A 17,162-nucleotide genomic window follows, 5' to 3' on the forward strand; every position below is an offset into this window, starting at 1 on the left:
ATTTATTTTTTATAATGATAAAAGATACCCGTATCGGTTGGAGTCCAGAAAGCTGCTCTCTGATTTGCAGCTTTTAAGGAATTATTAGTCCAAGTATTACAAGTGTGAAATACACTATACTTCCCTTTAGCCTCATAGAAAGCATCATGTTTTCCATACACAGCATTGGTTTCTATTTTCATAAAATTATCTGAATCCAATTGAAAGGAATTATTGATAAAACTCACTAACTTTTGGTATTCCGATTCAGAAACAAATATCTTTTTACAACGATCATTTTCTTTCAAGCTTTTATAAAATGTAGCATGAATAGCTGATGCACTAAGTCCTGTAGCGGCTTTTAAGGCAGTAGAGAATTTCAAGTCAGCCCAAGTTGGTGTTTCCAAATAAAACCCTTTGTCTCCCCAACCAAAGGCAATTAATTGTGCTGTAGAATCTTTGGCAATGGTATTTTCATACTTTATATTTTTCGTCCAATCAAAGAGATGATTTTTCACAGGAAGTACAATGTCTGTATGTACTCCGTTGGAAAGTATATAAATAGGAATGGTTTTACCCTCTTGTTTTACATCGGCGTTAACCGGAATTTTAGGCAATAAAAAGGCACCTAAAATGTACACCAACAAGAAGCTTACAAATCCTAAAATTAATTTTAAAAAGAAGCGTAACATTTTTTTGATTTCCATAAGAATAATTTATAAAAACAAAATCAAAAAACGAGCCAAAAAAAAGCGAAACCCAAGGATTTCGCTCAACTTTATATGTTTCAAAAGATTAATTACACATTAAATCTAAAATGCATTACATCTCCATCTTTTACGATGTATTCTTTTCCTTCTACTCTTAATTTTCCAGCTTCTTTGGCTTTAGCTTCCGATCCTAAAGTTGAATAATCATCAAAAGCAATTACTTCTGCACGAATAAATCCTTTTTCGAAATCAGTATGAATTACACCTGCTGCTTTTGGCGCTGTATCTCCAATATTAATAGTCCAAGCACGCACTTCTTTCACACCAGCGGTGAAATACGTCTGTAATTTTAATAATTTATATGCCGCACGAATTAACACCGCCGATCCTGGTTCAGTTAATCCCATGTCTTCCAAAAACACTTGACGCTCTTCATAGCTTTCCAATTCGGTAATATCAGCCTCAGCACCAACCGAAAGAATAATTACTTCTGCTTGCTCGTCTTTTACCATTTCACGAACTTGATCTACATATTTGTTTCCATTAACAGCCGAAGCTTCGTCTACATTACAAACATACAATACAGGCTTAGTCGTAATTAATTGAAAATCTTCCATTAATTCTTCTTCATCATTATTTTGAGGCACAACTGTACGAGCAGATTTTGCTTGCATTAAAGCTTCGCGAATGCGGTCTAACAATGCTTTTTCAATTTGCGCTTCTTTATTTCCTGTTTTAGCAGCACGATTCACTTTTTCAAGACGTTTGTCAACCGTTTCTAAATCTTTTAATTGCAATTCAATATCGATCGTTTCTTTATCACGAATTGGATTTACATTACCATCCACGTGTACAATATTATCGTTATCAAAACAACGCAACACGTGAATAATAGCATTACATTCTCTAATATTTCCAAGGAATTGATTTCCTAAACCTTCGCCTTTACTCGCTCCTTTAACCAATCCTGCAATATCCACAATATCTACAGTAGCCATTTGAACACGCTCTGGTTTTACCAATTCTTCCAAACGGTTAATTCTAGGATCCGGTACATTTACCACACCAATATTAGGTTCGATAGTACAAAAAGGAAAGTTGGCACTTTGCGCTTTTGCGTTTGATAAACAATTAAATAATGTCGATTTTCCTACGTTTGGTAATCCTACAATTCCTGCTTTCATTTTTATTGTCATTGTGAGCTAGCGAGAAGCTTGCTCAAGTTTATTTTAAAAGTGTGCAAATATACTTCAAAACTTATTAAGTTTCAAACGATAAAACAGGAAGTAATAAAATGTAAGAATTCGATGGAATTAAATTATGGATTTTCGATAGAAGAAAGCTGGTCTATGATTTCTTTTTCTTCTTTGGTGGATAAAAACCCAGATTCCATATCCCAATAATTATTGAAAAATTGTGTTTTTTTATTGATTAACGATTTTCCTTTAAACACATTCTTATCGGTGTAATCGAATATTTTTTTATCAAAATTGGTGATTACCATATGGTTTTTAACTTCAATTCGACGACTTTTCTTTTTGTGTTTTTTCTCAAAACCAATCACTTCTTTCGTGTTGGCTAAATAATAGACATCATTATCCAATTGAAACGTATTTCTGAATTCTAATTTAAAAATTTTATTGCTACTCAAAAAGGATTGCCTTAATTCTTCCAATCGATTTGCTGCGACCATTGAATTGATTTCCATGATAATCATTTTGGTATTATCATAAACAATCGCAAAATCGGATAAAATCCCATTGGCTTCCAACAACGGACTTACTTTTATCATGTAATAATTTTCATTATTGGGATAGGTAACCACCTGAAAATCATAATTTTTCTTCGCCTTGGAAGTCAGAATTTCACCCAAATACTTAAACTGGTAATAATTTTCGATGATATTATTCAAATCGTAACCCAAAAGTTCTTCTGTGATGTCTTCATCTAAAATCCCAACACTTCTATTTTGTTCAACTAGAATATCGTTTTTAATATTTTTGGAATTTCCAAAAACTTGAAAATTGATTAACCCATCGTTAAAAAAAACAATTTGATCATTCTTCTTATAAAACTCACGTAAATACACTTTAAGATTGATAGGAATAGTGATTTTTTGAAGTGAATTATCGACTAATTTTTGCAGTATTTCTTGTGGATGGTCTTTGGTTACAATTACTTCTGCTAATTGTTTCACGTTACTTTCCAAATAGACTTCGTTTACTTTTTTGTCCAATTCAGAAAACTTAACAATGTAGGATTTATAGGCAAAATGTTCAAATTTAAGTGGCGATTCTTGAGTCAAATGAATAACCGCTTCACCGGCTTTATTCGTTAAAAACCCTTGATTGGTATTTAATGCTTTTATGGTAACTTCTTCAATTGGCAAACCAGTCAAAACATCTTTAACAATCACATTAAATTCTATATTTTGAGCAAATAGAAAATTGGTAATTAATAAAAAAAACAATGAAATTTTTTTAATCATGTCCTACTTTTTCCTCAAATTTAAAAAAACTTTAGCAAAAAGCTTTACTATTTGACATAAAAAAGGCTTCTACACTGCTAGAAGCCTTTTCAAAATATATTTTAATCACTTATTCATTATGTAAAAACGACTGTCTATTTAAAAGTGTTTCTTCACTTTCTACGTGATTATCATCAGGCACACAACAATCTACTGGACATACAGCCGCACATTGTGGTTCTTCATGAAAACCTTTACATTCGGTACATTTTCCTGGAACAATATAATAAAGATCATCCGAAATAGGAGTCTGTGCCGCATCGGCATCTACTTCAGTTCCATCAGGTAAAATTAATTTTCCTGATAATTTTGTTCCATCTTTCCAGCGCCAGTCATCGGCTCCTTCATATATTGCTGTATTTGGACACTCCGGTTCACAAGCCCCGCAGTTGATACATTCGTCTGTTATTATAATTGCCATTCTTCTAAGTTTGGAGTTTAAAAGCATAAAAGTTTAAAAGTTACTTAAAATTCCGTTTACTTTTACCTTTTGCCTATTACACTTATTTCTATCTTTGTGCAAAATTACATTGTAAACCACATATAAGCAAATCACAAATGTCACAATTAAGTAAAATTAATGCTTTTATTGAACTTGGGAAGTTTTTAAATCAGTTTTCTTTATCCGAAAACCTAAAAAACCCTAGCGTAAAACACAATGATACTTTTTTTGACCGCTTTGTTTCACTGATTGAATTATCACAATCACACAATGGTTGGTTTACACCCGAACAAGTTTATTTTTCAATACAATCTTGGGCAGAAGCATTAACGGATGACAACTTAAAAAACTGGTTGTCCGCCTATTCGTTTACGACCAATGAACCGAAAAGAATCGGATTAATTTTAGCGGGAAATATTCCGTTGGTAGGTTTTCATGATTTTCTTTCTGTTTTGATTTCCGGACATCATGCCGTGGTAAAAACCTCATCAAATGATCAAAAATTACTCCCCTTTCTAGCGGAATATCTGATGGCGATTGAACCAGAATTGGAAAATTTCATCACTTTTACCGAAGGTAAATTGGAAAATTTCGATGCGGTAATCGCAACCGGAAGTAACAATACCGCTCGTTATTTTGAATTTTACTTCAAAGACAAACCGAGTATTATTCGCAAAAGCCGAAATTCGGTAGCGGTTTTAAACGGAAAAGAAACCAAAGAAGATTTGGAAAACTTAGGGGAAGATATTTTTAGATATTTTGGACTGGGTTGTCGCAATGTTTCTAAATTGTTTGTACCGAAAGGATATGATTTTAAAAATTTCTTTGAAGCGATTTACAAATATGGTGATATCATTCATTATGAAAAATACGCTAATAATTATGATTACAACAAAGCCGTTTTTCTAATGAGTTTGTTCAAATTGTTAGACAATGAATTTCTAACATTAAAAGAAGATTCGAGCTACGCCTCTCCTATTTCTTCCGTATTTTATGAACCGTATGAAGATATAAAAGCAATTGAAAACCGATTAAATGACGACGCTGAGATGATTCAGTGTGTTGTTTCTAATAATCTAATTCCAAACAGCATCCCATTCGGACAAACGCAGAAACCAAAACTTTGGGATTATGCCGACAATGTCGATACCCTTCAATTTCTAATTGATTTAAAATAAACACCATGAATACTTCAAAAATTTCACAGCTAATTCATCAGCAAAAAGAAAAATCGGAGCACATTCATCAACCTCATTTTAACTTGGAAGCACAAGTTAATTCAGGAAGAATAAAACACACACACAACTATACAATGAAAAAACACAATTACAGTGCCGGTCCTTGTATACTTCCACAAGAAGTATTCGAGAAATCTGCACAAGCTATTTTAAATTTCGACGGAATAGATTTATCCCTACTCGAAATTTCACACCGAAGCAAAGAATTCGTTGCCGTAATGGAAGAAGCACGTGCTTTAGTTTTAGAACTGTTAGGATTAGAAGGAAAAGGTTATCAAGCGTTATTTCTACATGGTGGCGCCAGTTTAGAATTCCTAATGGTTCCCTACAACTTAATGGCAGCAAACGGAAAAGCCGCTTATCTCGACACAGGTACTTGGGCGAGTGGCGCTATTAAAGAAGCCAAACATTTTGGTGAAACCATCATTGTCGCTTCTTCAAAACCAGAAAACTACAATCACATTCCGAAAAACTACACCATTCCTGCCGATGCGAATTATTTTCATTGCACGAGTAATAATACCATTTTCGGCACCCAAATGAAATCATTTCCACAAACTAATATCCCAGTTGTCTGTGATATGAGTTCGGATATTTTTTCAAGAAGTTTAGACTTTTCAAAATTCGATTTGATTTACGCCGGCGCTCAAAAAAACATGGGACCTGCTGGTACTACACTTGTAGTAGTAAAAGAAGAAATCTTAGGAAAAACCAATCGTTATATCCCATCAATGTTAGATTACCAACAACACATTGACAAAGAAAGTATGTACAATACTCCTCCCGTTTTTCCAATATATGCTTCACTATTAACCTTACAGTGGTTAAAAAAATTAGGAGGTATCCCTGCTATCGAAAAAATAAACGAGGCCAAAGCCAATTTACTGTACACCGAAATTGATCGCAATCCATTATTTAGTGGGACAGCTGCTAAAGAAGACAGAAGCAATATGAATGCTACTTTCGTTTTAAATAACGAATCGCATACTGAAACCTTCGACAAACTATGGAAAGCAGCAGGAATTTCTGGATTAACCGGTCATCGATCGGTTGGCGGATACCGCGCCTCGATGTATAACGCTTTACCGCTTGAGAGCGTTCAGGTTTTAGTAGACGTAATGAAAGACTTAGAAAATAAAATATAAACTATAAATAAAGAGGATGAGATTACTTCGTTCCTCGTAATGACATAACAATGAAAATTTTAGCAAACGACGGGATTTCAAAAAGTGGAATTGCGCTTTTAGAAAATGCCGGATTTGAAGTAATTACTACCAAAGTAGCTCAAGAACAAGTAGCCAATTATATTAATACTCATAAAGTAGCCGTATTATTAGTCAGAAGTGCCACTAAAGTCCGAAAAGACATTATTGATGCCTGCCCGACACTTAAAATCATTGGACGCGGTGGCGTTGGAATGGACAATATCGATGTTGACTATGCCATTTCTAAAGATATTCAAGTCATAAACACACCTGCTTCCTCCTCAAATTCGGTGGCAGAATTGGTATTTGCCCACTTGTTTTCGGGAGTCCGTTTTTTATACGATTCTAATAGAAACATGCCGTTGGAAGGCGACACCAATTTTGATGGTTTAAAGAAAGCGTATGCTAACGGAATCGAACTTCGTGGGAAAACCATCGGTATTATTGGTTTTGGACGTATTGGACAAGCCGTAGCTAAAATGGCGTTGGGATTGGGAATGAAAGTTATTGCTTCCGATAGTTTTGTGGGAAAAGCCTTGATTCGTGTCGAATTTTATAACGATCAATTCATAGATTTAGAAATTGCCACCGAACCTATTGCCGAATTAATGAAACATTCCGATTTTATAACACTTCATGTTCCTTCGCAGAAAGGTTATTTGATAGCAAAAGCTGAATTTGACAGTATGAAAGATGGGGTTGGAATTATCAACTGCTCGCGTGGAGGAATTATTAATGAAGTGGATTTAGTGGAAGCCTTAGATTCTAAAAAAGTAGCCTTTGCTGGTTTGGATGTATTTATGGACGAGCCTACACCTGCGGTTCAATTGCTTATGCATTCTAATATTAGTATGACGCCCCATATTGGAGCGGCTACTGTGGAAGCTCAAGACAGAATTGGCACAGAACTTGCAGAACAGATTATCACCTTATTAAAGCATGAAATTTAGAATAATTTCGTACATTTAAAATTCGATTAATCAATAAAAAAAACTAAAAAATGGCAGGTATCTTAGATTTAATAAACAGTGATTTAGGAAAACAAATCATTAGCGGAATTGGCAACCAAGCTGGCACTTCAGAAGGCGAAACTTCTTCAGTATTAGCTTCGGCATTACCCACATTAATCAACGCAATGCAAAATAATACACAATCGGAACAAGGAGCGGGTGGATTACTAGGAGCGCTACTTGGTGGAAAACACGACGGTGGATTGTTAGACAATCTTGGTGGATTATTAAGTGGTGGTGGCATTGATACGGAAGATGGTGGTAAAATTTTAGGCCACGTTCTGGGTGGAAACCAAGCCAATATTGAAGCAGGATTAAGTCAAAACACAGGAGTAAGTTCCGATAAAATCGGGATGATTTTAAAATTGGCAGCCCCAATTTTGATGGCCTATTTAGCCAATCAAGCCAAATCAAACAACGTTCAAAACGGAACTGACTTAGGTGGCCTATTAGGAGGATTACTTGGTGGTGGTCAAACACAACAGCAAGAAACGCCTACGATGGGTGGTTCTATTTTAACGTCTGTTTTAGATCAGGATGGAGACGGGCAACTTGGTTTGGGTGATGCTGTTAGTGCAGCCACTAAAAAAGGAGGTTTAGGCGGATTACTTGGAAAACTTTTTGGAAAATAAAAATACAAATCCCGCTATCGCGGGGTTTTTTAATACCATTCAAAATGAGAACGCTATTTTTGTTTATATTCCTATTGGCAGGTATTACATCTTGTACAACCAAATCATTTGACGACTCAGCAAATAAAATAGCCAATTCCAAAGTTGTAAAAGGCGATACCATAAAAATTGCGAATAAAGACATCGAATATGACGTCACTATTATTGATGCTGGGTTTGCTTCTTGGCTGAATAGTAGAGCTTTTCCGCGAAATTTTTACTCTTTGAATTATCTTGAAACCAGAAACATTCGATATGTGCAAGAATGGAACAATAGAGTATTACAACCACAACGATACGATCGTAACTTATATGAAATGCAAATTAATTATGAAGCTGGTATTCGCTATGGATACGAAGTAAATTATTTGATTTACAATTATATGATTTACTTTCAGAACACGTATAACCAACAATTATTTGGTAGAGTTCCACCTCGTTAGTTATATTTGTAAAAAAATGTCCTAGAATGAATAAACTAAAAGAACGCTGGGGAATTACTTCCAATTTTCAGCTTGCCGTTATTTTTATTGTATTTGCAATAAACGGTTCGCTTTCTGCTAAAATATCAGCGTATTTAATGGGTTTATTGGGACTTTCGAAAGAAAACCTTCATTGGTTTTTTTATTATACCATCCTCTTAGTTTTAGTGCTTCCATTATATCCTTTTATGCTGATGGCATTTGGATATTTGTTTGGACAATCGCAGTTTTTTTTCAATTTTGGAAAGCGAATGCTAAAATCTATAGGTTTAGGATTTATATTTAAATCATAAAAAAATCCCGAATACTCGGGATTTAAGAATTATACTGCGTTATTTTTCTTGTCTTGAAAATATTCATACAGCCATGTTAAAGTAAAAGTTGGAATAAAGTCTGTAAACGGTATTAATTCTTCTAAGGTTCCAATTACCCCGGCCACTTTACCAATTGTTCCTTTGTACATTGCAACTAATAACACTCCAGAAATTGGCGCCCAAATTACATCAACAGTTTCAGCAATTCCTGGGATAATGTACGATAGTATCCCAATAAAATCAAACAATAACCCTAAAATCAACTTTGAAGTCGTCGCTTGTTTTTTAGTCTGCGGTTGTACTTCAACTTGAATGTCTTTTGTCATTTTTGTTACATTAAAATTATTGATAACTACTATACAAAACTAATGCCAAAATCTAGTGCTTTAATTTATCCTTAAATATTTTACGAACTTTATCGATTTTGGGTGTAATCACATACGAACAATACGACTTGTCTTTATTTTGATTGTAATAGTTTTTATGATAATCTTCCGCTACATAAAAAGTGGGGGCGGGTGATATTTTTGTCACTATCTTTTTTCCAAACGTATTTTCTTTGTTCAACAATTCGATATAAGCGGTTGCAATTTCTTTTTGAGTATCGTTGGTCGTAAAAATTTCACTTCGGTATTGCGAACCTACATCGGCGCCTTGTCTATTAATTGTAGTAGGGTCGTGAGTCGCAAAAAACACTTCTAAAAGTTCCCCATAACTAATCTTTGAAGGGTCAAAAACAATCTTAATCGCTTCGGCGTGACCTGAATATCCTGAACACACTTCCTCATAGGTAGGATTTTGGGTTTTTCCTCCAATATAACCAGGCAAAACGTTTTCTACACCTCTTAATTCTAAAAATACTGCTTCGGTACACCAAAAACAACCTCCCGCAAAAATGGCAGTTTCTTTTCCTTTGGTAACATTCATAGCAGTCGGCTCCATTTTTTCCATATTTTTTGATTTCGATTCGCAACTTATCGACAACAATGACAGCAATAATACGATTCCTTTTTTCATTTCTTTTTTCTCAAATTTAAATAAATAGCCCTGAAACAAATTGGTTCTTAACAAAACTTTATTTGATGTTGAATGAAATTCTTTGTTTATTTGTGTAAATACTTCTCAAATGATAAATGCAGTAAATATTCATAAATATTTTGGTCAGCTAAAAGTTTTAAAACGTGTCAATTTAGAAATAAAAGAAGGCGAAATTGTTTCAATTGTGGGCGCTTCTGGCGCTGGAAAAACAACGCTACTGCAAATTTTAGGAACCTTAGACAAACCCAGTTTTAAGAATAGAAAAGGAGTCGATTTAACCTCATCTCTTGAAATAAATGGACAAGATGTATTAAAAATGAATGATAAGGAATTGTCAAGATTCAGAAACTTGAATTTAGGTTTCATTTTTCAATTTCATCAACTTTTACCTGAATTTACAGCATTAGAAAACGTCTGCATTCCAGGTTTTATAGCCAACAGACCAAAAAAAGAAGTAGAAACCGAAGCCATTCGATTACTGACCTATCTTGGTTTAGACCACCGATTACATCACAAGCCAGGGGAACTTTCTGGTGGAGAGCAGCAGCGTGTAGCCGTGGCAAGAGCCATGATTAACAAACCTAAAGTAATTTTTGCCGATGAACCTTCAGGAAATTTAGATACACTATCAGCAGAAAACCTACACCAGTTGTTTTTTCAACTTCGAGACGAGCTCAATCAAACCTTTGTAATCGTAACCCATAACGAAGAATTAGCCAACATGGCCGATAGAAAAATTACAATTGTAGATGGAAACATCAAGGACATTAATAATATAATGGTGATTGCTGAACCTGTAGAATGATTTTTTCAGAGTTAAAAGAATTTCTAGACGAGAAAGTCGAATTATATAACACGCCAAATTTTATTGAGAGCGATCCTATTCAAATTCCACATCAATTTTCTATTAAAGAAGATATTGAAATAGCAGGTTTTTTGGCAGCTACCATAGCCTGGGGTAATCGTAAGATGATTATCAATAATGCCCAGAAGATGATGCAACTCATGGGTAATACTCCCTATGATTTTGTGATGTCGCATACGGAAACCGATTTAGAACGATTTGATTCGTTTATACACCGTACCTTCAACAGTCAGGATTTTACCACTTTCATCAAAGGATTGCAAAACATTTACAGCCATCATAATGGTATGGAAACCGTTTTTTCCAACGCCGTGGAAAACAATTCAACCCAAAAAGCCATTTCTGAATTTAAGCATGTTTTTTTTGAAATTCCACACCAAAATAGAACCCAGAAACACATTTCCGATCCTATGAATGGTTCTGCTGCTAAGCGACTGCACATGATGCTTCGTTGGTTTTGCAGACAGGACAACAAAGGAGTTGATTTGGGGATTTGGAAAAGCATTCCGCCTTCCGCGCTATCTTGTCCGCTTGACGTGCATTCGGGCAATGTAGCACGCAAACTCGAACTACTCAGTCGAAAACAAAATGATGCCAAAGCACTAGCGGAATTAGACTTTAATTTGAGAAAACTAGACCCGAATGATCCTGTAAAATATGATTTTGCATTGTTTGGATTAGGGGTTTTTGAGAAATTTTAGTTTAGACTACTTAGAAAATTAGATTCTTAGACCGTTAGACTTTTTGATATTCAGTTCTAAGATTAAAAAACTTTGTAACTTTGCGACTCAGTAACTCTGTCACTAAATAAATGAACCATCACGATACCATTGTTGCGTTAGCTACTCCTTCAGGAGCAGGAGCCATTGCCGTAATTAGAATTTCAGGACAAGAAGCCATTTCCATTGCATCGGAAGTATTTCAATCGATCCATCAGAAAGACATTACCAAGCAGAAATCGCACACGCTACATTTGGGACATATTGTAGATGGAAATAAGATTTTAGACCAAGTATTACTTTCCATTTTTAAAGGAAGTAATTCCTATACTGGAGAAAACACCATCGAAATTTCATGCCACGGTTCGACTTTTATCCAACAACAAATCATTCAATTATTGCTTCGAAAAGGTTGTCGAATGGCACAAGCTGGAGAGTTTACCCTACGTTCCTTCTTGAATGGAAAAATGGATTTATCGCAAGCGGAAGCTGTAGCCGATTTAATTTCATCGGATAACGAAGCGGCACACCAAATTGCCATGAATCAAATGCGAGGTGGTTTTAGCAATGAAATTGCCAAGCTACGTGAAGAGCTTTTAAACTTTGCTTCGCTGATAGAATTGGAATTGGATTTTGCAGAAGAAGATGTTGAATTTGCCGATAGAAGTCAGTTTAACGATTTATTGAACCGAATTGAATTCGTCTTAAAACGATTAATCGATTCATTTGCGGTGGGTAATGTTATCAAAAATGGAATTCCAGTAGCGATTGTGGGCGAACCCAACGTTGGAAAATCGACATTATTGAATGCATTACTGAATGAAGAACGCGCCATTGTTTCTGATATTGCTGGAACGACTCGAGATACTATTGAAGACGAATTGGTGATTGATGGTATTGGCTTCCGATTTATAGATACTGCCGGAATTCGCGAAACGAAAGATCTGGTGGAAAGCATTGGTATTCAGAAGACCTTTGAAAAAATTGAGCAAGCGCAGGTGGTTTTGTATTTAGTTAACGGTTTACAGTTAACCTCTAACACTCAACTGGATACTTTTATCAACGAAATTGGAAAAATACAAAACCAATATCCTCAAAAAGCATTAATTATTGTAGTTAACAAAAAAGATTTAATCTCAACAGATGCTTTAACAATAATAAATAATCGAATAGACATATTTCAAGCAGAACTGTCAACTGTTAACAGTAAACTGTTTACTAATTTTATTTCAGCAAAAAACAAGGAAGGTATTGATGATTTAAAAAACCAATTACTTTCGTTTGTGAATACTGGAGCTTTACGCAATAACGAAACCATTGTTACAAATACTAGACATTACGATTCGCTATTAAAAGCCTTGGAAGAAATCCAAAAAGTAAAATATGGTATGCAAACCAACTTGCCGTCCGACTTAATGGCTATCGATATCAAACAAGCCTTGTATTATTTTGGAGAAATTACTGGTCAAGTAAGTAATGATGAGCTATTAGGCAATATTTTTGCGAATTTCTGTATCGGTAAATAGCACATTCAAAACACCAAAGTACAAAACATATAAAAACACACATTAAAGCCCTATTTATTAGGGTTTTATTTTTAATTAAACACAAATAAAGTTTGCAATATTATTTATTTATTTTGTATATTTTTGTACCTTGCTTGTACCTCGATGAATATTTTGTACCTCAAAATATTTTTTTGGTTAAATAATGGCGCTTAATTACACTTAAGTATATCTAAATACATTAATTACTCTTAAATAGTATGAAAAAAGAATTATTAAAAATACTAAAGCAATGTATAAACAGTAAGAATATTGAATTAGGGAGTAATTTATCTCCAAGTCAAGAACTAATAAATTCAAAAACTATAATTTGGAATGACAGCCTGGATACTTATAACATAAATTTCACAAATCCTATTGTAAATTCTATTTTAACTGAAATTGCACAAGAACGCCTAAAAAGAGAATTACCTAATGATATTATTAGTACTTTAAAATTTATCGATGATTTTGAAGAAGATGTCAAAAGACCTGAAACCAATATTACATGGGCTGGTTTAATTCAATTAAAAAACTCTCTTAAAGTTCATTTATTAGCCAACCTCCATAATGAGCATAATGTAGATTTAGTAGTTTTCCTTGATAACTTAAAAAATAAAGAATCTAAAAGAGTTAAGGAGTTGTATTCGTTTGAAGATTTGTTCTTTAAGGCACTCCCTTATCTAAAAATTAACATCGAGACAATATTTGATATCATTAAGAAAAAGTATCCTAAAAAAAATTATGAGCCTCTAATTAATAATTTTTGCAGAAATTTAGGATTTACTAATCCAGCTTTGGCACATGAACTTTTTGAATTTGGCAAAGCAAACGGTCTGAATCAAATTGGTGTTTTAACAGCTAATTTATTGGTTGGCCTACATAACAATGGCGACAATACTGCATATGAAAAAGCTAAAAATCTTTTTATAGATAATGAAATGTTATCTATTTTCTTTTTCGGTAGAGCGCAACTTAAAACTATCCAAGAAATAAATGATGCAATTAGTATTATTGAAAAAATTGACAAAACAAATGAGCAATCAATTTTTGAATTAGAATGTTTTTATGAAAACCTATTAGAAAATGAATTGATAACCGAGGAAATCACTAAATATTGCTTTAAAAAATTTAATGAGTTATTTACTATTGACAATGATAATCTGCGTTGGAGAATTATCCACACCTTTTCTCACTCTATCAAAAACTATGAAATTGAACGTTATAACTTTTTACTTTTTGCATTAGATACTGGAAAAAATCCCAACTACATTAAGCGATATTTTCACACTTATAAGGATCCTAAATATTTTTTTGATTTATTCTCATATGCTTATAAAAATTTAGGAATAAGAACAAATATTGAACTATTTGAAGATGATTTCATACATTTTTGGAATGATTTCAAAGAGTCAACTGAAAATCACATTTTAGAATGCCTAACTAATCAAAATAAACTTTTAAGAACTGGAGCAATTAAGCTTATACTAAATTCTCGCTTTACATGTCATGTTAACTTATTGAAAATTAAGAAATCAGAACAACAATTAAGAGCTTTGGAAGCTTTAACAGATTTTCCACATTCAATCGACAATCTCATCAGTATAATTTTACCTCTTAGAAAGTCAAAATCTTCTAAAGTAGTTCAGTATTTACAAAATAAATTATCAACCTTGATTTATGATGCATATCACGAATATCTTTTTAATCTAATAGAAAAAAACATTGGCGTAACACAAAAAGATATTGATTTTATTAAACCCATTAAACAAACTTTAGAACATTATCAAAAAATAAAAGAACTAAAAAGTTCAATAAACGACCTTAATCCATGGGAAAACGAAAGACAACACATGGATTTGTATTATAGATTAGAACACGAAAATCATGCAATTATGATGAATAAAATAAAAGAAGGTAAGGGCACTTTTTTAGAGTTTTTTGGAAAATCACATATAATAGTCCGGGGCAATTCATGGAAAACTGATGGAGATGATGACATTAGACAATTGGCAAAAATTGAACATTCAACAGTATTAGACGGCAGAGCTTATAAAAATCCTGACCAATTTGAACACAACTTAAACAATCCTAAAAGCTTATTCTAATGGATATAAAACCAATTGTTATTAGGGATTACTTAGAATCATTAACAGAAAATGAAGAATTAGATTCAATTTTTCCGATTCTACTTGAATCGAAAGGATTCATAATACTTAGTAAACCGAAAGAATATAAGGGCTTCCCACAATATGGCAAAGATATTGTTGCAGTGGGTACTGACTTTGAAGATGGAGTTAAAAGACGATTCTATTTCGAAATAAAGGGTGGTGCAGATAGACACATAACCACTCAAACCTATAAAAAAGATGACGGCATTAGGGAATCAATTATTGAAGCTAAAGACAGAGAATTTAGTTCTACTTATGAAGGGTTTGAGAACTTACCATTAAAAATAGTTTTGGTACACAATGGTGAGATTAAAGCTAATGTAAAAGAAACTTTTGATAATTTCATTACAAAACTATTTCCAAAAAATGATAACTTAAAATTTGAAAGATGGGGTATTTCTGAATTAACCAAATTATTCTCAGAACACCTATTTGGAGCATACTTATTAACTGATCAAACATCTACAAAACTTTTTAATCGAGTTTTGGTTAATCTCAATGTCTCGGATGGAGTCTCTAAAGACTATATTGATTTACTTAATATCTTACTTAGCAAAGAAGAATGGAAACATTATAAAAATGAAATGCCTCGAGCATGGAGACTAATTTTTGAATCTTTAAAATTAATAGCATTTATAATCTATACAGAGTCAAAGGAATACAATAACTTAGAAATAGCAAAACGGTATACAACTCATTTAGTAATTAAATTTTGGCATTGGATTTTAAAAAATAAATTAGAAAATGATAATAATGTTACAAAATATTTCAATGAAATATTCTTCTTCTATTTTTATGAAGTATTGGGGAATTATTTTAGTCGCACCATGTTAATTGCAGAAATTAAAGATGGCTTACATTCAGAAAAGGCTGGTAGATATGAACAAATTGGTTACACCACAAGGACATTTGAATATTTGTATTATTTCTGTTTTGTAATAAATACTGAAAAATACAATCCAGAATTTGACTCAAAACTTTATATTGAATGGTTGCTAAAATTTATTAATGCTAATAGTGTTTCTGCAAGACCTCTAATCGACATCCACTCAATAACTATTATCAATATTTTAAATATATTAATTGATTTTGACAAAACTGAAAGTGCAAAACAGTATCTATTAAACATTCTTGGGTATTTAAAGTTACGAAAAGAAAATTATGATATTTTACCTGATGCAAACAACAGCATTGAGAATGTTATAAGATTTACTATAAATGGCACAAAACCAGTTTATTATTCTGATTCAACATCTCCCCTTTTATCAGTTTTATTAGAATATATAGCAATTTTAGATTTAGAAAACGCTTACTATGAAATAAGTGAATTTATTCTAAAAAAGAATATTGATTTAGGTGTTTTTGTACCACATCATGGAATTAATTCAACTTCAAAAGAATTAATTTCTGATTTAGAAAATGACTTAGAAGAACAATTATTTTCAAAATCAATTTATGATGGATATCAATCTGATTTGAGCTTAAAAGAGGATTTAATTTCAGATACAGTCTTGGACTTTAACAAATTCAAGGAAAAAATAAAAAAAAGAAAAGAAGAGTTTAGTTATTCTTATAGAACTGACAATGCAGGTTATCCATTTCTCAAAAGTTTAGCACATTATTATTATATGACTCCTTATTTTCCAGATAAGTGGAGAGTAATGATTAAAACAGATTAACATTATGAGTTCTAATATTGAGGTACTACGTATTTGCCAATACTGCAATAATGAGTTTATAGCAAAAAAAACTACAACAAAGCACTGCTCACATAAATGTGCAAGTAGAGCATATAAGCAACGATTAAAAGTTCTAAAGATTGAAGAGAGTAATGCAGAAACATTTAAAATTAAAAACAAGACAATCGTTGATTTAAAAGAAAAAGAATTTTTAACTGTAAAAGAAGTTTCATTACTATTAGGATTCTCAACTCGCACGCTTTACAGAATGATTAATGAAAATAAATTAAATGCACATAAGTTTACTGAAAGAAAAACAATTGTAAAGCGGTCTGACATTGATTTATTGTTTGAACAACCAAAACCTCAACAATCAAAAACAAATCTCTTAGAGCCAATAAAAAATCCTGAAATAATAGATTGTTATACAATATCTGAAATAGTAGAAAAATTTAACATTTCAAATGGTGCTTTGTATAACTTGATTAAACGCAAAAACATTAACAAGTTTTCAAAAGGGAAATACACCTACATAGCGAAAAGAGATATTGACATCATATTTTAAGTA

At 32.8% G+C, this 17,162-nt stretch carries 18 protein-coding genes; 12 read left to right on the plus strand and 6 right to left on the minus strand.

The window, feature by feature from the left end; all coding sequences use genetic code 11:
- Positions 1–2 precede the first annotated feature (2 nt).
- From EQG63_RS11775 to EQG63_RS11790, 4 genes are all read right to left on the minus strand, one after another.
- Complete coding sequence (locus EQG63_RS11775) at positions 3–686, minus strand: TIGR02117 family protein (RefSeq protein WP_206733269.1); 684 nt, start codon at positions 684–686, stop codon at positions 3–5.
- Between the two features lie 92 nt (positions 687–778).
- Entirely contained in the window at positions 779–1,873 is a 1,095-nt protein-coding gene (gene ychF, locus EQG63_RS11780) for a redox-regulated ATPase YchF (RefSeq protein WP_129436576.1), read from the minus strand.
- Between the two features lie 134 nt (positions 1,874–2,007).
- A complete protein-coding gene (locus tag EQG63_RS11785) occupies positions 2,008–3,177 on the minus strand; it encodes a hypothetical protein (protein ID WP_164974509.1) in 1,170 nt (389 codons plus the stop codon).
- 109 nt (positions 3,178–3,286) lie between these two features.
- Complete coding sequence (locus EQG63_RS11790) at positions 3,287–3,637, minus strand: 4Fe-4S dicluster domain-containing protein (RefSeq protein WP_129436623.1); 351 nt, start codon at positions 3,635–3,637, stop codon at positions 3,287–3,289.
- 137 nt (positions 3,638–3,774) lie between these two features.
- Between EQG63_RS11790 and EQG63_RS11795 the strand changes: the two genes are divergently transcribed.
- The 6 genes from EQG63_RS11795 (at position 3,775) to EQG63_RS11820 (ending at position 8,557) form a co-directional block, all read left to right on the plus strand.
- Positions 3,775–4,836 (plus strand): acyl-CoA reductase, encoded by a 1,062-nt coding sequence (locus tag EQG63_RS11795; protein WP_129436577.1) that lies wholly within the window; start codon positions 3,775–3,777, stop codon positions 4,834–4,836.
- Positions 4,837–4,970: 134 nt separating this feature from the next.
- Positions 4,971–6,041, plus strand: coding sequence for a 3-phosphoserine/phosphohydroxythreonine transaminase (gene serC / locus EQG63_RS11800; RefSeq protein WP_129436624.1), 1,071 nt, complete (start codon positions 4,971–4,973; stop codon positions 6,039–6,041).
- Between the two features lie 50 nt (positions 6,042–6,091).
- On the plus strand, positions 6,092–7,051 hold the full coding sequence (locus tag EQG63_RS11805) for a D-2-hydroxyacid dehydrogenase (RefSeq protein ID WP_129436578.1): 960 nt from the start codon (positions 6,092–6,094) through the stop codon (positions 7,049–7,051).
- A 50-nt stretch (positions 7,052–7,101) separates the two neighbouring features.
- On the plus strand, positions 7,102–7,743 hold the full coding sequence (locus EQG63_RS11810) for a DUF937 domain-containing protein (RefSeq protein ID WP_129436579.1): 642 nt from the start codon (positions 7,102–7,104) through the stop codon (positions 7,741–7,743).
- Positions 7,744–7,787: 44 nt separating this feature from the next.
- Complete coding sequence (locus EQG63_RS11815) at positions 7,788–8,225, plus strand: DUF6146 family protein (RefSeq protein ID WP_129436580.1); 438 nt, start codon at positions 7,788–7,790, stop codon at positions 8,223–8,225.
- A 26-nt stretch (positions 8,226–8,251) separates the two neighbouring features.
- The gene (locus EQG63_RS11820; RefSeq protein WP_129436581.1) at positions 8,252–8,557 is read left to right on the plus strand and encodes a DUF6787 family protein; all 306 of its coding nucleotides are present in this window, start codon (positions 8,252–8,254) and stop codon (positions 8,555–8,557) included.
- Positions 8,558–8,586: 29 nt separating this feature from the next.
- On the opposite strand, the gene EQG63_RS11825 is transcribed toward EQG63_RS11820, so the two are convergent.
- Together EQG63_RS11825 and msrA are read right to left on the minus strand one after the other, a co-directional pair.
- A complete protein-coding gene (locus EQG63_RS11825) occupies positions 8,587–8,904 on the minus strand; it encodes a hypothetical protein (protein WP_129436582.1) in 318 nt (105 codons plus the stop codon).
- 52 nt (positions 8,905–8,956) lie between these two features.
- Positions 8,957–9,520: a peptide-methionine (S)-S-oxide reductase MsrA gene (gene msrA, locus EQG63_RS11830; RefSeq protein WP_394343571.1), complete on the minus strand. Its 564-nt coding sequence runs from the start codon at positions 9,518–9,520 to the stop codon at positions 8,957–8,959.
- Between the two features lie 184 nt (positions 9,521–9,704).
- Between msrA and EQG63_RS11835 the strand changes: the two genes are divergently transcribed.
- From EQG63_RS11835 to EQG63_RS11860, 6 genes are all read left to right on the plus strand, one after another.
- Entirely contained in the window at positions 9,705–10,421 is a 717-nt protein-coding gene (locus EQG63_RS11835) for an ABC transporter ATP-binding protein (protein WP_129436584.1), read from the plus strand.
- Positions 10,418–11,182, plus strand: a complete 765-nt coding sequence (locus EQG63_RS11840; RefSeq protein WP_129436585.1) for a TIGR02757 family protein — start codon at positions 10,418–10,420, stop codon at positions 11,180–11,182. Before EQG63_RS11835 ends, EQG63_RS11840 begins: the two co-directional genes overlap by 4 nt.
- Positions 11,183–11,292: 110 nt before the next feature.
- The gene (mnmE, locus tag EQG63_RS11845) at positions 11,293–12,726 is read left to right on the plus strand and encodes a tRNA uridine-5-carboxymethylaminomethyl(34) synthesis GTPase MnmE (RefSeq protein WP_129436586.1); all 1,434 of its coding nucleotides are present in this window, start codon (positions 11,293–11,295) and stop codon (positions 12,724–12,726) included.
- Between the two features lie 239 nt (positions 12,727–12,965).
- Positions 12,966–14,852, plus strand: coding sequence for a hypothetical protein (locus tag EQG63_RS11850; RefSeq protein ID WP_129436587.1), 1,887 nt, complete (start codon positions 12,966–12,968; stop codon positions 14,850–14,852).
- Entirely contained in the window at positions 14,852–16,594 is a 1,743-nt protein-coding gene (locus EQG63_RS11855) for a hypothetical protein (RefSeq protein WP_129436588.1), read from the plus strand. The genes EQG63_RS11850 and EQG63_RS11855 overlap by 1 nt, the downstream gene beginning before the upstream one ends.
- A 4-nt stretch (positions 16,595–16,598) precedes the next feature.
- Positions 16,599–17,159: a helix-turn-helix domain-containing protein gene (locus tag EQG63_RS11860; protein WP_129436589.1), complete on the plus strand. Its 561-nt coding sequence runs from the start codon at positions 16,599–16,601 to the stop codon at positions 17,157–17,159.
- Positions 17,160–17,162: the final 3 nt, after the last annotated feature.

The organism is Flavobacterium amnicola (assembly GCF_004122165.1).
In the GTDB taxonomy this organism is placed as follows: Bacteria; Bacteroidota; Bacteroidia; order Flavobacteriales; family Flavobacteriaceae; genus Flavobacterium; species Flavobacterium amnicola.